Origin of the sequence: Leifsonia psychrotolerans (assembly GCF_013410665.1) — a bacterium.
GTDB lineage: Bacteria > Actinomycetota > Actinomycetes > Actinomycetales > Microbacteriaceae > Cryobacterium > Cryobacterium psychrotolerans_A.
The window spans coordinates 1,118,523-1,137,009 of the sequence record NZ_JACCFM010000001.1 but is presented as its reverse complement, the minus strand read 5'-3'; the positions used below and the strand labels follow the sequence as shown (position 1 = coordinate 1,137,009).

The following is an 18,487-nucleotide window of genomic DNA, read 5'->3' as shown; positions in this document are numbered from 1 at the left end:
GCCTAGGCATCCCGGGCGGTAAGACCGTGCGCCATTCCGGCGCTGCTATTCCGCTGTCTGAGCCGCGGGGTTAGTGTGTGGTTGCTTATCCCATATAGCCTGCCGCACATTCTTCAAGGGAGCTCAAGATGGCTGACTACATCCTCGCGATCGACCAGGGAACGACAAGTTCCCGCGCGATCGTGTTCGACCGGTCCGGATCGATCGTCTCGTCCGGCCAACTCGAACACGAGCAAATCTTTCCCCATGCGGGCTGGGTAGAACATGACCCCGCAGAAATATGGAATAACACCCGGGAAGTGATTGGTAAGGCGCTGTCTCAAGCGAACATCACCCGGCATGACATCGCGGCGATCGGAATCACCAACCAGCGAGAGACGGCGGTGGTGTGGGATAAGACGACGGGCGTGCCCGTCTACAACGCCATCGTGTGGCAGGACACCCGCACCCAACCGATCGTCGACCGCCTCGCCGCCGACGGAGGCATCGAGCGGTTCAAAGCCCAGGTGGGCCTCCCCTTGGCCACATATTTCTCGGGCACCAAGATCGTCTGGATTCTTGAGAACGTCGAGGGCGCCCGAGCGAAGGCTGAGGCTGGCGACCTTCTCTTCGGAACAACGGACTCGTGGGTGCTCTGGAATCTCACCGGCGGGGTGAATGGTGGGGTGCATGCAACGGATGTCACCAACGCCTCCCGCACCATGTTCATGGACTTGGAGACGCTTCAGTGGGATGACGAGATTCTTGCTGCGTTCAATGTTCCCCGTTCAATGCTTCCCGAGATTCGTTCATCGTCGGAAGTGTATGGGGAAGCTGAGCCGAATAGCCTGCTGCGGGAAGTGCCTGTTGCGGGGATCCTCGGTGACCAGCAGGCCGCAACGTTCGGCCAAGCCGCGTTCGACCAGGGTGAGGCCAAAAACACCTACGGCACCGGCAACTTCCTGATTTTCAACACGGGCGAAGAGATCGTTCACTCGAAGAATGGACTCCTGACCACTCTCGGCTACAAGCTCGGGTCCGCCGCACCGCACTATGCGTTGGAGGGCTCCATCGCCGTCACCGGGTCGCTCGTCCAGTGGTTGCGTGACAACCTCGGCATTATCGACTCTGCCGGCGATATTGAAGCGTTGGCACGCACCGTCGACGACAACGGTGGCGCCTACTTCGTGCCGGCATTTTCGGGTCTGTTCGCGCCGTACTGGCGCTCGGATGCCCGCGGTGCTCTTGTGGGGCTCACCCGTTTCGTCAATAAGGGTCATATCGCACGCGCCGTGCTGGAGGCGACAGCGTTCCAGACCCGCGAGGTCATCGACGCCGTGAACGCCGATTCAGGCGTTCCTCTGACCGAGATCAAGGTTGATGGCGGCATGATTGCCAACAACCTTCTCATGCAGTTCCAGGCCGACATCCTCGGCGTGCCTGTCGTGCGGCCCGTCGTCGCTGAGACCACGGCCCTCGGTGCGGCCTACGCGGCCGGCCTCGCGGTGGGGTTCTGGCACGACCTCGATGACCTGCGTGCGAATTGGCAGGAAGACAGCCGGTGGACCCCGAACATGTCAACGGAAGAACGTGAGCGGCAGCTGCGCAGTTGGAAGAAGGCTGTCACCAAGACGTTCGATTGGGTCGACGACGACGTTCAGTGACCCGATTTACGCGCGGGTAGCGGCCACCCAATTGGCGAGCTTGGCAGTGGCCGCACCCGAATCGATAGCGTCGGCTGAACTCAGCATCTTGGCGCGGAATCGATCAAGGATGCTGATCTGACTCTGGGAAGGATCCTGTGCCAACTCGAAGGAGACAAGTCCTGCGGCGGCGTTGAGCAGCACGATATCGCGCACCGGTCCGTTCTCTCCGCTGAACACCGCGTGGACGACGGCCGCGTTGTGTGCGGCGTCTCCCCCGGCGAGATCGCTCATCTTCGAACGCTTGATACCCAGGTCGCGCGGATCGATGTCGTGCTCGGTGACGAGACCGCGTGAGATCTCCCAGACGTGGCTGTGTCCCGTGGTCGTGAGCTCATCCAGGCCGTCGTCGCCGCGGAAGACCAAAGCCGTCGCACCGCGGGTCTGAAAAACACCGACGAAGAGGGGTACTCGCGCCAGGGACGCCACACCGACAGCGGAAGCCTCGGGTCTCGCCGGATTGCAAAGCGGGCCGAGGTAATTGAAGACGGTGGGGATGCCAAGTTCGGCGCGCACCGGTGCAGCATGACGGAATCCGGGATGGAAAGCGGCTGCATAGGCAAACGTGATCCCGGTCCTCGACAAAATCGCCGCGACGGAGTCGGCTGAGAGGGTGAGGTCGATACCGAGCGCTGCAAGCACATCGGACGAGCCCGAATCGGAACTTGCCGCCCGATTCCCGTGTTTGATCACCGGAACGCCGGCGGCCGCGCACACAATCGATGCCATCGTCGACACATTCACGGTGCCGAAACGATCGCCTCCGGTGCCGACGATGTCCAATGCCATCGGGTCGACCGGCAGCGGCACAGCGTAATCCAGGATTGCGTCACGAAATCCGACGATCTCGTCGACGGTTTCACCTTTGGCCTGCAGCGCGACGAGGAAGGCTCCCATCTGAGCTGGGCTGGCCTCCCCCGCCATGATCTGTTCCATGCTCCACGCGGCGTCAGCGACGCTGAGATTCTCTTTGGCAAGCAAAGAAGTCAGGATCTTGGGCCAAGACTGCAATTCAAACATGGCCACAATCGTAGGGGAAATTGGGCAACTCTCCCGAATTGTCGGGGGCAGATGACCCTGAGTAAGGCTGACCTAACAAGGAAGTTTCTGCGACAGGCATGTCTGAATGAGAAAAACCTGAACGAATATCGGCCATAATGGAGGGGTGACGAGCACCTCAATTACTCATACGGCGGTTCCGCCCGTTGTGAACCGGCCCAACAGCGTGGCAGTGGGCACCATTGTCTGGCTGGGCAGCGAAGTTATGTTCTTCGCTGGCCTATTTGCCATTTACTTCACTCTTCGGTCGACTTCGCCCGAACTGTGGCAGTTCGAGACTGACAAACATAACTTCACCTATGCGTTGATCAATACGTTGATCCTGGTGTCGTCGTCGGTCACCTGCCAGTTCGGTGTCTTTGCGGCCGAGAACTTGAAGTCACGGGCGACCGGATGGAAGCCGAGCCAGTGGGGCATGGTGGAGTGGTTCTTCCTGACCTATGCGCTCGGAGCGATCTTCGTGTCTGGACAGGTGATGGAGTACGCCACTCTCGTCTCTGAGGGTGTCTCTCTCAGCTCCAACGCTTACGGCTCTGCGTTCTACCTCACCACGGGATTCCACGGAATCCACGTGACCGGCGGTTTGATTGCATTCCTTCTGGTCATCGGCCGTGCGTTCGCAGTGAAGAACTTCGGTCATAAAGAAGCCACCAGCGCCATCGTGGTCTCGTACTACTGGCACTTCGTCGACGTCGTCTGGATCGGGCTTTTCCTGGTCATTTACGTTCTCAAATAGAAATCAGGAGCGGACAACCTCAGCATGCCCGAGAACAGAAAACCAACGGCCCGCCAGGCTCGCAAAGCCGGCCGCCGTCACCCCCTGGCCAGCGTGGCCCTTATCGCGATTGGCTTGCTCTTTACCGGCGGGGCCTACGCAGCGTTCAGCACGAGCACTGCCAGCGCCCAAGCCGACGTGTCGAGCCAGCAGACCATCGACGAAGGAAAGAAGCTTTTTGCGGCGAACTGCGCCACCTGTCACGGCCTCGCCGCCGACGGAACCGCCGATGGTCCGAGCTTGATCGGCGTCGGCGCAGCCGCGGTCGACTTCCAGGTCGGTACCGGTCGGATGCCGATGGCGATGAACGGTCCGCAGGCTCAGCAGAAGCCCGTGCAGTTCACCGACGAGCAGATCGCAGCTCTTGCGGCTTATGTCGGCTCGCTGGCCCCCGGTCCCTCGATTCCCGAGGGCGAGGTGCTAGATGCGAAGGGTGACCTATCAAACGGTGGCGAGCTCTTCCGAATCAACTGCGCCATGTGCCACAACGTCGCCGGAGCCGGTGGCGCACTGACCGAGGGTAAGTTCGCTCCCCCATTGATGGGTGTCAGCGCGACGCACATTTACGAAGCGATGATTACCGGACCGCAGAACATGCCGGTGTTCAACGACATGAACATCTCGCCTGAAGGCAAGCGCGACATCATTTCTTACCTCAAGTACCTCGAGAACAACCCGTCACCGGGCGGTTTTGCGCTGGGCTCGCTGGGACCCGTATCCGAGGGCTTGTTCCTCTGGATCTTCGGACTCGGTGCAGTCGTGGCGTTGACTGTCTGGATCACGGCAAAGTCAAACTAACCGGATTCACGGTTATGACACAGCGTATAAAGCCCCTGAAGGAGAACAATGGCCAAGGACGATAACGGCGGGAAGGACATCATCGCCGCCGACTCGCCCGGCGCACACCCGGAAGCATCTGCCGGTACCGCCGTCGTCGCACGGGATGCCGTCGCTAACCCGGGTCTTCCTCCGCACCGCAAGCGCGTAACAGACCTCGACCCGAAGAAGGAGCGCACCGCAGAACGTACGGTGTACACGCTCTTCTATCTGTCGATCGTCGGCAGCGTGTGGGCGATTGCGGCGTACATGATCTTTCCGATCATTCCCGAAGACACCGGTTCGGTTCGCCTGAACAACCTCTTCATTGGAATCGGCCTCGCTTTGGCGCTTCTCGCCATCGGGATTGGTGCCGTGCACTGGGGCAAGGCGATCATGTCGGACCACGAAGGTGTCGACGAGCGTCACCCGGTTCAGGGAACTGACGAAACTCGGGCCCGCGCTATCGAGATCTTTCAGGAAGCGAATGAAGAGTCCGGTTTCGGCCGTCGCACACTGATTCGTAACAGCCTGATCGGCGCGCTCGTGGCCTTTCCGCTTCCCGCCGTCGTTCTCTTCCGTGGCCTCGGCCCGCAGGACGAGAACCCGGTCGAGTTGCTCAGCCACACCATGTGGAAGAAGGGCACGCGCCTCACGATCGACCCGAGTGGCACTCCGATCAAGGCATCCGACGTCACATTGGGCTCGGCTTTCCACGTGATTCCTGAAGGCCTGGTTGATCTTGAGCACGGCCGGCTTGAAGAGAAGGCCAAAGCGGCTGTTCTTCTCATGCGGTTGAAGCCTCAAGACCTTAACGAGCTGCCGGAGCGCAAAGACTGGTCGTACGACGGAATTGTCGCCTACTCCAAGATCTGCACCCACGTCGGTTGCCCTGTTGCGCTCTACGAGCAGCAGACGCACCACCTCCTCTGCCCCTGCCACCAGTCACAGTTCGACGTGTCGAACCACTGCGAGGTCATCTTCGGACCGGCCAAGCGGCCACTCCCACAGCTGCCCATCGCCGTCGACGCTGAGGGCTACCTCATCGCGCAGAGCGATTTCACCGAACCCGTCGGACCGAGCTTCTGGGAGCGTTCTTGAGCACGTCAACCACCACGAGCGCACCCGCCGAGGCTAAAAAGTCGGGCGGCTTCACCGCTGCAGCGGCGAACTACCTCGACGAGCGCACCAGCATCTCTACAGCGGTCAAGGAGCTAGGTCGAAAGATCTTCCCTGACCACTGGTCCTTCCTTCTTGGTGAGGTGGCGCTGTATAGCTTCGTCATCATCTTGCTGTCCGGAAGCTTCCTGACTTTCTTCTTCCAGGCGTCAATGACGCAGATGTTCTACGACGGCTCCTACGTACCGTTGAAGGGCGTCGAGATGTCTGCCGCCATGGCGTCGACACTCGACATCTCCTTTGACATTCGCGGTGGTCTCCTGATGCGTCAGGTTCACCACTGGGCGGCGCTTCTCTTCGTCGCCGCCATCGGACTGCACATGCTGCGCATTTACTTCACCGGTGCGTTCCGCAAGCCGCGTGAACTGAACTGGGTGATCGGCTTCGTGCTCTTCATCCTCGCGATGGCAGAAGGCTTTACCGGCTACTCGCTCCCCGACGACCTGCTGTCCGGAAATGGCCTGCGAATCATCGATGGAATCATCAAGGGCATCCCCGTCGCCGGAACATGGATTTCGTTCCTGCTCTTCGGCGGCGAGTTCCCGGGTGAAGATATCGTCGGTCGCCTCTACTCACTGCACATCCTGCTGCTGCCGGCGCTGGTCGTCGCGTTCATCGCAATGCACCTTCTGTTCGTCGTTGTTCACAAGCACACGCAGTTCCCCGGTGCAGGTAAGACGAACCAGAACGTCGTCGGATTCCCGGTTCTGCCGGTGTATGCCGCGAAGGCAGGCGGATTCTTCTTCATCGTCTTCGGCGTCGTGATGCTGATGGCGTCGTTCTTCACCATCAACCCGATCTGGAACTACGGACCGTATGACCCGTCGCCGGTTTCAGCCGGTACCCAGCCGGACTGGTACATCGGTTTTGCCGATGGGGCTCTGCGTCTGATTCCACCGGGATGGGAGACCGTTTGGTTGAACCACACCTACTCGTGGAACATCCTGGCACCGCTGGTGATCATCGGTATCTTCATCGTCCTGGTGATGTTCTACCCCTTCATCGAGGCGTGGATCACCGGAGACAAGCGCGAGCACCACATCCTGGATCGCCCGCGTAACGCTCCGACCCGCACCGCGATCGGCGCTGCCGGTGTCACCTTCTACGCGGGCCTCTGGGCTGCTGCGTCGTCGGACATCATTGCGACGCACTTCCACGTCACCATGGAAGGCGTGATCCACGCGATTCAGGCGATCACGGTTCTCGGACCGATCCTGGCCTACCTGCTGACCAAGCGCGTGTGCCTGGCCTTGCAGAAGAAGGATCGTGAGATCGTGTTGCACGGCTTCGAATCCGGTCGCATTGTTCGCCTTCCCGGCGGAGAGTACATCGAGGTTCACCAGCCGGTCGATGAATACGAGCGCTGGAAGCTGGTCAGCTACAACGACTACAAGCCTCTGATGATTCGTCCGAATGCGAAGGGTCAGATCACTGGCGTTCAGCGCCTCCGCGCTGCACTCTCCCGGTGGTTCTTCGAAGATCGGATCGCTCCCGTCACCAAGGGCGAACTCGAGCAGTCGCACGGTGACCACCACTAGTCACGGCTAGTATTCGACATCAACAGATCGGGCATCGATGTCACTCCAGACTTTGTCGGAGTGGCTTCGGTGCCCGATCTGTTTTGGTGTCCTCACACCACGCGAGCCTCTCGCACTCGTCTGTCGCCACGGCCACTCGTACGATGTGAACAAGCGGGGCTACATCACTCTGTTGAGCGCGCACGGTCTCATCGGAGACAGTCCGGCGATGCTCGATGCTCGCGATGCATTCCTCGGCGCCGGCTGGTATCGACCACTTCGCGAGGCGTTGAGCGCCCACGTGGCCGCCGTGGAGCCACGGAAGGTACTCGATGTGGGTTGTGGCACCGGCTATTATCTGACCGGCGTTCTCGATGCCGTCCCCGGGGCTTGCGCGCTCGCGCTTGACATCTCCCCCGCAGCCGTCGGTAGAACTGTGCGTCGAGGCGGTGAGACTCGCTCCCCTGTTGACGGGCTCGTCGCGGATGTGTGGTCGCCGCTCCCGATCGCCGACGCGGCTGCGGATCTCATTCTCAACGTGTTCGCACCTCGCAATGCCGCGGAGTTCGCACGAGTTCTTCGTACCGATGGTGTTCTTGTCGTCGTCATCCCCCAGCCGTCCCATCTTCGCGAGCTGCGGGCAGCCGGACTGGCACTGGGCCTGCAGAACGACAAGGCGGCACATCTGATCGACGGGTTGGCTGTCCACTTCAGGATGGAGTCGCGTCAGGAACTCTCATTTCAGATGAGTCTCACCGCGTCCGAGATCGCGGCCCTCGTCGGTATGGGCCCGTCAGCGCACCACCATGAGGCGGGCGCTGACTCCCCTGCGCCTGGCGCCCGACAGTCTGTGACAGCTGCATTCGAGATCGTGAGCTTTCGTAAAGTGACGGTGCCCACGCAGCAGTAGCAGGATCGCGCTCACAACCACCCCATCATCAGGTCCTCGTCGACGGGATCTGGATCGGCTCCTGGCACTTGCTCATCGCCGTCGCCGAAACCCTGCAGGTCCTCGCTTGGCAGTGGTCCGCCCGGGAGCCCACCGCAGCCTGACGAAGACGCGGCGCTGCGTGTTTCACGTTCAGATGAACATCCGCCGCCACCTGAAGTTCAGTCTCCGAACCGATGGTGGCCGGCGACTGTCAATGGCCAATAGGAACTGCCCACAGGCGGCCAGCAGAAAATGCCCGCTGGTGGCCATGAAAACTGCCCACACACGGCCATCAGAGCTGCCCACCTGGGGTTCGGTGGCGTTGGCCGTGCGGAGCGTGCGGGGTTTAGTTCATAGCGGTGACGCCTTTCCCGGCGAGGGCTTGGGTGAGCCGGATCGATTCGCCCGAGGTTTGGCAGACGTGCGCGTGGTGCAGGAGCCGGTCAACGGTCGCCGTCGCGAGGGTTTTGGGCATGAGCTCGTCGAAACCGGCCGGGTGCAGGTTCGACGAGACCGCTATGGACCGTTTCTCGTAGGCGGCGTCAAGGAGCCGGTAGAGCCCTTCCGCGGCGTCCGCACCGACTTCGAGCAGGCCAATATCGTCAATCACAATCAGGTCGGCCCGAAGAATGCGGGTGACGACTCGGTTGACGGAGTCGTCGGAACGGTGGGCGCGCACCAACGCGCCGAGGTCCTCGAGGCGGAACCAGGCGACTCGCAGGCCCGCCTCCACGGACTGCTGGCCGAGGGCTTCAAGGAAGAACGTCTTCCCGGTGCCGCTTGGCCCGCAGACGACGACGTTCTCCTTCCGGGCAACCCATTCCAAGGTGCGTAACGCCTCCCGCGTCGGCAACGGAATCGAGCACGCGGACTCGTCCCAACTCTCGAACGTCTTCCCGGTCGGGAACCCGGCCGCTTTCCGCCGGGCGGCGAGCATCGAGCGGGATCGGCCGGTGACTTCCTCGACGAACAGGGCCTTGATCATCTCCGCTGGTTCCCAGCGTTGCGCGCGGGCCGTCGCAATCAGCTCCGGTGCGAGCGCGCGGGCGTAGGGCATCTTCAGCTGCCGCATCAACGATTCCAGCTCCGCCGGAAGCGCAGGCGGAGCCGCCTGAGTGACGCTCACGCGCTCTCCTCCCACTCGTCGGAGTCGGTCGCAACGACGTTGAAGACGGGCACGAGCGGTTGCCCGATTGCGGCCCACCCGGCCGTGCCCTGCGCCAGAGACGTGGCCTCGTCGGCACGATGTGTCTGAGCCCGGGCGAGGTTCGTGCCGAGGATCGACGGAAGGTCCCCGGTCGCGAACCGCCCGTAAGCGGCCGCGGTGCCCAGGGCCTCATCGACCCGTTCGATACCGCTGATCTTCGCCAGGGCGGCCGCGTCGGCCATCTTCACATTCATCCGTGTCGTGACCGACGCGGCCGCCTCGATCAGCCAGGCGTGCGCGCCCGCACCAATGCCGAGAAAGTCGGCTTCTGCGGCGCTTCTCGCCTTGATCGTGTACTCGCCCGGGATCTTCTCCCGGTGGTCGAGGAAGTGTGCGTCGTCGAGCTGCGGGCTGCCGGGCCTGGCCCGCTGGTGCCGGGCGACTTCCATGGGGCCGTCGAGGCCGACGTGCACGACGATCACCTGCTCGTCGGCGCCAGCGCCATGACTGCGCACGAACACCTCCGCGGCGAGCAGGAACGACGGCACCGAGTACTGACCGTTCTCGAACGTGACCATCGGAGTGTTCGGCGGCACCATCCGGGTCAAGCCGAACGCGATGGTGTGCGGGGCCGACGGGATGCGGGGCAACCGCAGCTGTTCCTCGGCGAGCATCGACGAAGGCTTCCGCCGAGTGGCGCGGTGTTCCCGGTTGTTGACGTCATCCATGAACGCATCACAGGCCGCTTCGATCTCGGCGAACGAGTCGTACTCGGCCCGTAGGTTGGTGTTCTTGGGCACAATGTCGGCCTTGGCGACCTTCACCGCCGCTTCCACCCCGCCCTTGGAGGCCGGGTCGGAGGGTTGGCAGGTCAGCACGGTGACGCCGTAGTGGCGGGCGAAGTCCATCGTCTGATGGTTTCGCGCCGGGACGCCGGCGATATGCGACACCGTGACCGTTTTCTCGTTGTCCGTCAGCACATACGTCGGCGCGCCCTCGAAGCAGGCGAAAGGTGCGATCCAACGCGGCGAACACGCTCGGTGCCGTGCGGTCCCGCAAAGCGATCACGATCCGGAACCGACTCCACGCCAGCCAGGCCACGAACAACACCGTCTTGCGGCCCTCGATCAGCGGGCCGTCACCGAAGTCGTACTGTAACCACATCCCCGGCTCCGTCACCCACGGCCGGTGCACCCGGGTGTGCCCGAGCCGGAACGCGGCCCGCACCTGCGCGACCGCTCGACGCGTCGACCGTTCCGACCCCTCATAGCCCAACGAACCGAGCTTCTCGTGGGCTTTATCGGCGCGGATCTTGCCATGCGAGGCGACGACCCACTCCTCGATCTTGTCCATGAACGCGTCCGTGACCCGCCCCCGATACGCCGGTTCGGCGATCGGCTTACCCGCGTCACGGGCGGCGACATGCCGGGCAACCGTGTGATGGGAACAGCCCGTCAGCTCGGCTGCAGCGCGCAACCACCCGGTCAGGTCGTAGGCAGCAAGTATTTCCATGATTTCTCCGTCAAACTTCATTCGGGCCTCTTTCTGGGCGACTTTGGTGCGTTTTAGACACCGTCATCAAACCCCAGGAAGAGGCTCCCGCCGCTTAACCACGGTCGGGGTGAACAGGAAGTGGGCAGATCTCATGGCCACCAGTGGGCAGTTCTGTGGCCGCCAGTGGGCAGTTTCGTGGCCGCCTATGGGCAGTTTTCCATGGCCGCTAACATTTCACTTCGGTTCGCCCCGGCAACGCCCGCACCACTTCGCCGCCGGAAGGCGGTATCAACAATGGAATCTGCACCGTGCTGCGCCTGCACCGCGGAACGAGTGAGGCGCATATGAAACGCGCCGCGGAGTGGTTCCTCTACCTGCACGAGGTCCCTATCGATCGCGCTCACGAACTCATCCCAGCACCGGCCCGAAACCTGAAATCGGTTATCGACGAGACTGGCGAGGAGCCCACTGAAACGAGCTACTACGGCACCGGCCTCAGTGCGGACGAAGGGCTCTGCAGCAGCTCAGGATGGGCCGGCCGAGTATGACACGCCCGAACTCATCCACACGTTCTTGCCCTTAGTCCACAGCGGGAGACGACTGGAACAGCCTGTCAATGGCCACGAGGAACGTGCCCATAGGCGGCCAGCGCAACCGCCAGCTCGTGGCCACGGAAACTGCCCGCTGGCGGCGGTGAACGGCTGCCCAGGAAACTGATTCAGCCAAATCGCGGAGAGGCTTCCGTTAAACACGACGGCGCCCTCCGTGTGGAGGGCGCCGTCGTTTCGTTCGGTGCTGTTTAGCGGGCGAAGAGTCCGCGGTAGTACTCGTAGACCCAGCCGACGAGACTAATCACGCCGACGCCGACTGCGATGAAGCAGATCCAGAATCCGATTCCGAGGCCCAAGAACAGCAGCGCAGCGCTGGCCGCGAGCATGATCGGCCACCAACTCCAGGGGCTGAAGAAGCCCAGCTCGGGATCACCGTCATCGATGTTTGCGTCGAGACGATCTTCGGGCATCTCGCCGCCCTGCGCCTTGTGCACGCGGTCGAGGTAGAAACCGACAAACGCGAACAAGATGGCACACAGTGCCAGGGTGATGGTGCCCGCCCACTCGACCTTGGCATGGGCCGGATCGAGGAGGCTCCATACCGTGTAGCCGGCACTGGAGATGGCGAAGAATACCGTCAGGATCCAGAAGAGATTGACGTTGGCTTTCATTTACTTGACCTTTTCCGAGGCGGCGTCATAGGTGGGAGAATCCGGCGCATCCTTTGCCGGACCGATGCCGACCGGGATACCCACCTCGGGGTGGTTCAGGTCGAACGCCGGGCGCTCGGAGCGAATGCGCGGAATCGAGGTGAAGTTGTGGCGCGGCGGCGGGCACGACGTGGCCCACTCAAGCGACGAGCCGTAACCCCACGGGTCGTTCACTGTGACCTTCGGTGCCTTGCGCGCCGTGATGTATACGTTCAAGAAGAACGGGATCAGCGACGTGGCCAAGATCATGGCACCCACGGTAGAAAGTTCGTTCATCCAGGTGAAGCCGTCGTCGGGCGAATAGGTCGCGTAGCGACGCGGCATTCCCACGACACCCAACCAGTGCTGCACCAGGAACGTGGTGTGGAAGCCGATGAAGAGCAACCAGAAGTGCCACTTGCCGAGCGACTCATTGAGCATCTTTCCGGTCCACTTGGGCCACCAGAAGTAGAAGCCACTGAACATCGCGAAGACGACGGTGCCGAACACAACATAGTGGAAGTGTGCCACAACGAAGTATGTGTCAGAGACGTGGAAGTCCAGCGGCGGCGACGCCAGAATGACACCGGTCAGACCGCCGAAGGTGAACGTCACTAAGAAGCCGATAGCCCAGAGCATCGGCGTTTCAAAGGTCAGCGACCCCCGCCACATGGTGCCGATCCAGTTGAAGATCTTCACCCCCGTAGGAACCGCAATGAGCATTGTCATGAGCGAGAAGAAGGGCAACAGTACCGATCCCGTCACATACATGTGGTGAGCCCAGACAGTGACAGAGAGAGCAGCAATCGATATCGTTGCGTACACCAACGTCTTGTAGCCGAAGATCGGCTTGCGACTGAACACCGGGAAGATCTCAGAGACGATACCGAAGAACGGCAGCGCAATGATGTACACCTCAGGGTGACCGAAGAACCAGAACAAGTGCTGCCAGAGAATGGCGCCACCGTTCGCTGGATCGTAGATGTGCATGCTGAAGATGCGGTCACCGGCAGCAGCGAGAAGTGCAGCAGCAAGAACAGGGAACGCCATCAGGATCAGGATCGAGGTGACCAGCGTGTTCCAGGTGAAGATCGGCATACGGAACATCGTCATACCCGGAGCGCGCATCGTGATGATGGTCGTGATGAAGTTCACGCCACCGAGGATCGTCCCGAAGCCCGACAGGCCAAGGCCGACCATCCACAGGTTCCCGCCGGCGCCCGGCGAGAACGTCGTGCTGGCCAATGGCTGGTAGGCAAACCAGCCGAAAGATGCCGCACCCTGCGGGGTGAGGAAGCCGGCCACGGCAATCAGGCTACCGAAGTTGAACAACCAGTAGGAGAAGGCGTTCAGCCGAGGGAAGGCCACATCGGGTGCGCCGATCTGAAGCGGCATCAACGCATTCGCGAAGCCGAAGAACAGCGGGGTAGCGAACATGAGAAGCATGATCGTGCCGTGCATCGTGAACAGCTGGTTGTACTGCTCCTTGGTCTGAACGATCTCGAGACCTGGAGCGAACAACTGAGCGCGAATGACCAAAGCCATCACGCCGCCGATGCAGAAGTAGATGAACGAGGTGATCAGATACATGTATCCGATGACCTTGTGGTCAGTGGAGGTGATCCACTTGACCAGGATGTTGCCCTTGCGTTCGGCCGAAGGTGAACCAACGGGCGCAGTCGAACTCGGGGCGGGTGCTGTGATGGTGCTCATGGACTAGTGGCCCTCCTCTGTCGTCGGGGCGCCCGTGCCCGGAAGATTGCTGTTGCGGTCGTATTCCTGGCCAAGCTGACCGGTGTAGCCAGCAGAACGAAGAGACTGGATGTATGCGTCGTAGTCAGCCTGCGAGACGACCTTCACGTTGAAGAGCATGAGCGAGTGGTACTCACCACAGAGCTCCGCACACTTTCCGGCGAAGGTACCAATGCGCTCCGGGATGAGCGACATGTAGTTGGTTTTGCCCGGGATGACGTCTTTCTTGTAGAGGAAGTCGATGACCCAGAACGAGTGCACGACGTCGCGTGACTCAAGCTTGAACTCGACCTTGGCACCGACCGGCAGGACCAGCTCGGGGAGCTTGGACTCGTTGATGGTGCCGGCCGGAGCATCAGGAACCGGCTGGGCCTGGACGCCTTCCGAGTACACGTCTTCATTCACGTAGTTGAAGTCCCAGGCCCATTGCTTGGCCATGACCTCAATCTGAACGTCAGGCTTGTCGAAGCGAGCCTCGATCGCGGCCTGGTCACGCGCGGTGAAGGCGAAGAAGCCGATCACCAGGATGAGGGGAACGATCGTATAGAAGATCTCGATGGGCATGTTGTAGCGCATCTGAACCGGGAGACCGGTCTGACCCTTTCGGCGGCGGTAGACGACCACAGCCCAGATCGTGAGGCCCCATGTGATGAGGCCGACGATGAGAAGAACAATCCACGACGTCGTCCAGAGTCCTGAAATGCGCGAAGTGTGGTTTGTCACCGCCTCTTCGCCATCAACAAAACCGGGGAGAAAACCATTCAGCTGGGCGGTAGTACACCCGGCAAGAACAATCGTTAATGTCGCTGCGATTGGAATTGCAGCCCATCGGAGACGGCGATGTGTGCGCACCGGTGACCTTTCGGGAGACTCGAGGGCACTTCACAGGAAGTGCTTTGACCGGTTCTAGCCTACTCTCCGAGATGCCGCCCCATGTGCACTCTGAGGCCCGAGTTGCGCAATAAACCCTCAATCTCGGCTGAATTCGGCCTTGAAAATCTCACAGAAACCAAAATAGGAGACTGTCCTGACGGACAATCTCCCAGTTTGGCGTGCTTATGGGTCTTAGTGGAACGAGTCTCCGCAGGCGCAACTTCCCCCGGCGTTGGGATTGTCGATGGTGAAACCCTGCTTCTGAATGGTGTCCTCAAAGTCGATGGTGGCGCCTTCAAGGTAGGGCACGCTCATCTTGTCGACGATGACCTCGACACCGTCGAAGTCAACGACGGCATCGCCGTCAAGCATGCGCTCGTCGAAGTAGAGCTGGTAGATCAGCCCGGAGCAGCCGCCAGGCTGCACTGCGACACGCAAACGCAGGTCATCGCGACCTTCCTGTCCGAGCAGGCTCCGCACCTTATCGGCAGCAGCCTCACTCAGGCCCACAGCGTGAGCTGCCGCTTCGTCGGCGGCCTTCGTCGGGACGGCAGTGGTGATGTCGGTCATGGTGCTCCTTGGTCTGTCAATGCTGCTCCGATTCTAACTCTGCCCAACTGCGAACCGGCCGAAAGCATTCCTTTAGTCGGGAAAGTTGTTCGAGGCGACGATTGTGCGTTCGTTGAGGCGCCCAAGCAGAAGGGCCTCACTGAGAATGGCGCGTTTGAACACGCCGAGGTGCAACGACTCATTGGGGCTGTGGGCCCGGGAATCGGGGTCTTCAACACCGGTAACCAAAATCTGTGCCGATGGAAAGACGCGCACAAGATCCGCGATGAACGGGATTGATCCACCGACCCCAATGTCAACGGGAGCCACGCCCCAGGCATCGGCCATCGCCGAACGAACCTCGGCTACGGCCCAGCCGCTGGTGTCGACGAGGAACGGTTCGCCGGTGTCCACGTCATCGAACTCCAGGTGAGCGCCGAAGGGAGCGTGGGAGATCAGATGAGCCTCGACCGCATCATAGGCCTCCTGAGCCTTCTGGCCCGGTGCCACACGCAGGCTGATCTGCACTCGAATCGCCGGTGACAGCGTGTTTGACGCGTTGTCGACCGAGGGTGCGTCAATTCCAGTGACGGTGAGCGAGGGCTGAGCCCAGATGCGACTGAGGATGCTGCCCTGACCGATCGCCGCCACGCCCTCAAGCAGGCCGGCCTCGAGTCGGAGCTGACCCTCGGAGTATGCGGGGGTCACCTGGTCATGACTGGTCAGTCCTACGACGGCAACGCTGCCCTGCTCGTCGTGCAAGGTGGCGAGCAGTCGGATGGTCGCGATCATCGCGTCCGGAACCGCTCCCCCGAACATTCCGGAGTGCGACGCATGCGACAGCGTGCGCACGGTCAGTTTGAATGTCACGTTTCCGCGCAGCCCAATCGTGAGGGCCGGCGTGTCAATGTCCCAGTTGTTGGAGTCCGCCACGACGATCACATCGCCCGAGAGCGCATCATGGTTCTCATCCAGGAACGTGGTGAACGAGCCACTTCCGAACTCTTCCTCCCCCTCAATGAAGAGGACGAGTCCAAGATCAAAGTCTGTGCCGGTGGCTTCGATCACGGCACGGATCGATGCGATGTGGGCCATCACGCCGGCCTTGTCGTCGGCCGCCCCGCGACCATAAAGTCGATCGCCGCGCACCGTCGGCTCGTAGGGGTTCGACTGCCATTCCTCATCTTTTCCGGGGGGCTGCACATCGTGATGTGCGTAGAGAACCACGGTCGGCTTGCCGTTTTTCGCCGCGCGGGTGGCCAGAACGGCGGGCTGACCCAGATGGTCGCTACCGGGAAGCGCGGCTTGTTTCACCTCGACCGAGTCGAACACGCCGAGAGAGCGCGCCAAAGCGGCAACGGCGTCGGCACTTTCGCGCACGTGGGCGCGGTCAAAGGCGGCCCACGAGACCGACGGAATGCGCACCAGAGCGCAGAGATCCGAAATCGTGGCGGCGAGCCCACCCTCGACGGCGTGTCGAAGCGCGATATCGAGGCTGGAAGCACCGTGAGAGTCTGTCTTCGAGGTATCCGTCATAGAGGTAATCTTAAACCAAACAATCGCAAGGAATTAATGTGGCTAAGAACCCCGTAAACCCCGACGCCCAACCGTCGATCGAGTCTGCCGAAGAGACGGCCGCCCGTCTCGCTGCCGATGCTACGGCCGGCAAAGGCCAGGCCACCCCAACGCGCAAGCAGCAGGAGGCCGCCAATAAGCGCCCCCTGGTGCCCGGTGACCGCAAGCTTGCAGCCAAGCAGGCTCGTGAGAAGTCGATGGAGGCACGTGGACGTGCCCGAATCGGCATGGCGAACGGTGAGGACAAGTACCTGCCCGTGCGTGAGCGCGGCCCACAGAAGCGCTTCGTGCGCGACTACGTCGACGCGCGCTTCAACGTGGGCGAATTCATGATCCCGGTGATGTTCCTGGTGATTTTGCTCACCTTTTTCCCCGACCCGCTGGTGCAGACCTATGGGATCATCGCCCTCTGGGCGTTCTTCCTCGTGGCCGTCGTCGATTGCTTGATTCTCGGTTTCATCGTGACCAAGAAGGTTGGGGCGAAGTTTGGCACGGGCAAGGCAGAAAAGGTGCGTTGGTACGCCGCAATGCGTGCCCTGCAATTGCGCCCGATGCGTCTGCCGAAGCCGCAGGTCAAGCGCGGCCAGTACCCCGCCTAGTTCGCCTCAGTCGAGCTGATTCGGTTGATCGCGTTCGCCGTCTGGTTCTGTTCAGACGGCGAATGCACCGGCGCGAATCAAGGGGATGCGTACTTCCTCATCGGTTAACGATCCGTGTTGGCCCACCATTGAGCGCGGAGCCTGATTCGTTTCACGTGAGTCGTAGTAGGCGACAAGTTTGCGCGCTGCGACGATGACGTCGCCAATCCGAGGACGCACTTCGTCGGCCACCGGTCCGAAAAGACCCGCTTCGATCGCTTCGTCTCGGGTGAAGACCCAGGCCCGATCCGCTTCGGTGTCACGCCAGCACTCGGCGAGAACATCAGCAGCACCGTCCGCAAGTCCCGCTTCAAGGTAGAGGTGCAGACAGCGCGGGTCTCCCCCGATGTGGCGCACGTGGGCGACGAGCGAAGGAACCGTGTCAAACAGGATGTGCTTGGTGCTCGGCACATCGATCACGCCGTGATCCGCCGTCACGAGAAGCCCCTCGGTGGCGCCGAGGCCTGACTCGAACCGGGCGAGCTCCCCATCAAGTATTTCGAGTTGAGCGAGCCATTTGGGTGATTCCCAGCCGAACGCATGAGCTGCGATGTCGAGTTCGGCAACATAAAGATAGATGAGTGCCCGGGGTGTCGTATCCAGCACCCGGCGGGCCATTGCGAAGCGATCGGCGATGCTTTCGGCCGAGAGATAGGTGGCGCCGCGCAGAGCGGCTTGGCTGAAGCCGGAACCGTAAAAACGTTTGGGCCCGATTGCGAAACTCGGAACACCGACAGCCGCTGAGCGTTCGAAGACCGTCGTGGCTCGCTGCCAGGTGGCCGGCTGCATTCCCTCGTCCCAGCCGCTGAGCTGATTCACCACCCTGTCATTGTCGGCATCGCGCACCTTATAGCCGACAAGGCCATGCTGACCGGGCTGCACACCCGTTGTGAGGGAGGCGATGCCGGCAACAGTCGTTGCTGGGAACACACCCTCGATCACCGCCGATTTGGTGAGCCGCGTCGCGAGGAAACGGGCGTGTCCCGCGCGGGCCTTGATCGCACTCACGCCAAGCCCGTCGGCGAGTACGACGACGGCCTTCTCGACGGGCGGCAGCGAGAACACGTTCTGCTTCCCCGCCAAGGCCGCAAGAGAACTTGTGAGAACATCGGCAAGGCGCAGGGCTCCGAATTGACGGGCCGGTAGAATCATGGGCATCGGAACAAGTCTTCCACAGCTATTCCGGTTTTTCCGCGATACCCGAACCGCGTCCATCCGAACAGTGCGCTGTGCAGGCCTGATTGCACCGAGCACGCCTCA

15 protein-coding genes and 2 pseudogenes are annotated in these 18,487 nt (G+C 61.5%); 8 read left to right on the top strand and 9 right to left on the bottom strand.

From position 1 onward, the window contains the following. Positions 1-128: 128 nt before the first annotated feature. Positions 129-1,643: a glycerol kinase GlpK gene (gene glpK / locus HNR05_RS05300; protein WP_179578074.1), complete on the top strand. Its 1,515-nt coding sequence runs from the start codon at positions 129-131 to the stop codon at positions 1,641-1,643. 6 nt (positions 1,644-1,649) lie between these two features. On the opposite strand, the gene trpD is transcribed toward glpK, so the two are convergent. Next, a complete protein-coding gene (trpD, locus tag HNR05_RS05295; RefSeq protein WP_179578073.1) occupies positions 1,650-2,702 on the bottom strand; it encodes an anthranilate phosphoribosyltransferase in 1,053 nt (350 codons plus the stop codon). Between the two features lie 145 nt (positions 2,703-2,847). Here trpD and ctaE point away from each other — a divergent pair, with 145 nt between their 5' ends. From ctaE to HNR05_RS05270, 6 genes and pseudogenes are all read left to right on the top strand, one after another. After that, the gene (gene ctaE / locus HNR05_RS05290) at positions 2,848-3,477 is read left to right on the top strand and encodes an aa3-type cytochrome oxidase subunit III (RefSeq protein WP_343062468.1); all 630 of its coding nucleotides are present in this window, start codon (positions 2,848-2,850) and stop codon (positions 3,475-3,477) included. Positions 3,478-3,501: 24 nt separating this feature from the next. Further along, positions 3,502-4,314 carry a cytochrome bc1 complex diheme cytochrome c subunit gene (gene qcrC / locus HNR05_RS05285; protein ID WP_179578072.1) on the top strand — a complete coding sequence of 271 codons (813 nt, stop codon included), beginning with the start codon at positions 3,502-3,504 and terminating at the stop codon, positions 4,312-4,314. Positions 4,315-4,362: 48 nt separating this feature from the next. Then, the gene (gene qcrA, locus HNR05_RS05280) at positions 4,363-5,433 is read left to right on the top strand and encodes a cytochrome bc1 complex Rieske iron-sulfur subunit (protein ID WP_179578071.1); all 1,071 of its coding nucleotides are present in this window, start codon (positions 4,363-4,365) and stop codon (positions 5,431-5,433) included. Continuing rightward, the gene (qcrB, locus tag HNR05_RS05275) at positions 5,430-7,049 is read left to right on the top strand and encodes a cytochrome bc1 complex cytochrome b subunit (protein ID WP_179578070.1); all 1,620 of its coding nucleotides are present in this window, start codon (positions 5,430-5,432) and stop codon (positions 7,047-7,049) included. The genes qcrA and qcrB overlap by 4 nt, the downstream gene beginning before the upstream one ends. 37 nt (positions 7,050-7,086) lie before the next feature. Next, positions 7,087-7,215: pseudogene (locus HNR05_RS18040) on the top strand (putative RNA methyltransferase); the annotation flags it as partial. 42 nt (positions 7,216-7,257) lie between these two features. Further along, a complete protein-coding gene (locus HNR05_RS05270; RefSeq protein ID WP_179578069.1) occupies positions 7,258-7,938 on the top strand; it encodes a methyltransferase domain-containing protein in 681 nt (226 codons plus the stop codon). Positions 7,939-8,305: 367 nt separating this feature from the next. Here HNR05_RS05270 and istB read toward each other — a convergent pair whose 3' ends face one another. The 7 genes and pseudogenes from istB to HNR05_RS05235 all read right to left on the bottom strand — a co-directional run bounded on the left by istB (position 8,306) and on the right by HNR05_RS05235 (position 16,550). Then, positions 8,306-9,085 (bottom strand): IS21-like element helper ATPase IstB, encoded by a 780-nt coding sequence (istB, locus tag HNR05_RS05265; RefSeq protein WP_343062467.1) that lies wholly within the window; start codon positions 9,083-9,085, stop codon positions 8,306-8,308. Continuing rightward, positions 9,082-10,639 (bottom strand): annotated as a pseudogene (gene istA / locus HNR05_RS17900) (IS21 family transposase). The gene istB and the pseudogene istA overlap by 4 nt, the downstream one beginning before the upstream one ends. Positions 10,640-11,399: 760 nt before the next feature. After that, positions 11,400-11,822 carry a cytochrome c oxidase subunit 4 gene (locus HNR05_RS05255; protein ID WP_179578068.1) on the bottom strand — a complete coding sequence of 141 codons (423 nt, stop codon included), beginning with the start codon at positions 11,820-11,822 and terminating at the stop codon, positions 11,400-11,402. Further along, positions 11,823-13,553, bottom strand: coding sequence for an aa3-type cytochrome oxidase subunit I (gene ctaD, locus HNR05_RS05250; RefSeq protein WP_179578067.1), 1,731 nt, complete (start codon positions 13,551-13,553; stop codon positions 11,823-11,825). Between the two features lie 3 nt (positions 13,554-13,556). Beyond that, entirely contained in the window at positions 13,557-14,444 is an 888-nt protein-coding gene (gene ctaC, locus HNR05_RS05245) for an aa3-type cytochrome oxidase subunit II (protein WP_179578066.1), read from the bottom strand. A 213-nt stretch (positions 14,445-14,657) separates the two neighbouring features. Then, complete coding sequence (gene erpA, locus HNR05_RS05240) at positions 14,658-15,035, bottom strand: iron-sulfur cluster insertion protein ErpA (RefSeq protein ID WP_179578065.1); 378 nt, start codon at positions 15,033-15,035, stop codon at positions 14,658-14,660. A 72-nt stretch (positions 15,036-15,107) separates the two neighbouring features. Next, a complete protein-coding gene (locus HNR05_RS05235; RefSeq protein ID WP_179578064.1) occupies positions 15,108-16,550 on the bottom strand; it encodes a dipeptidase in 1,443 nt (480 codons plus the stop codon). A 38-nt stretch (positions 16,551-16,588) separates the two neighbouring features. Between HNR05_RS05235 and HNR05_RS05230 the strand changes: the two genes are divergently transcribed. Next, the gene (locus HNR05_RS05230) at positions 16,589-17,188 is read left to right on the top strand and encodes a DUF3043 domain-containing protein (protein WP_343062466.1); all 600 of its coding nucleotides are present in this window, start codon (positions 16,589-16,591) and stop codon (positions 17,186-17,188) included. A gap of 51 nt (positions 17,189-17,239) precedes the next feature. Here the strand turns inward: HNR05_RS05230 and HNR05_RS05225 are convergent, their stop codons facing one another. Further along, the gene (locus HNR05_RS05225) at positions 17,240-18,385 is read right to left on the bottom strand and encodes an alkaline phosphatase family protein (protein ID WP_179578063.1); all 1,146 of its coding nucleotides are present in this window, start codon (positions 18,383-18,385) and stop codon (positions 17,240-17,242) included. Positions 18,386-18,487: the final 102 nt, after the last annotated feature.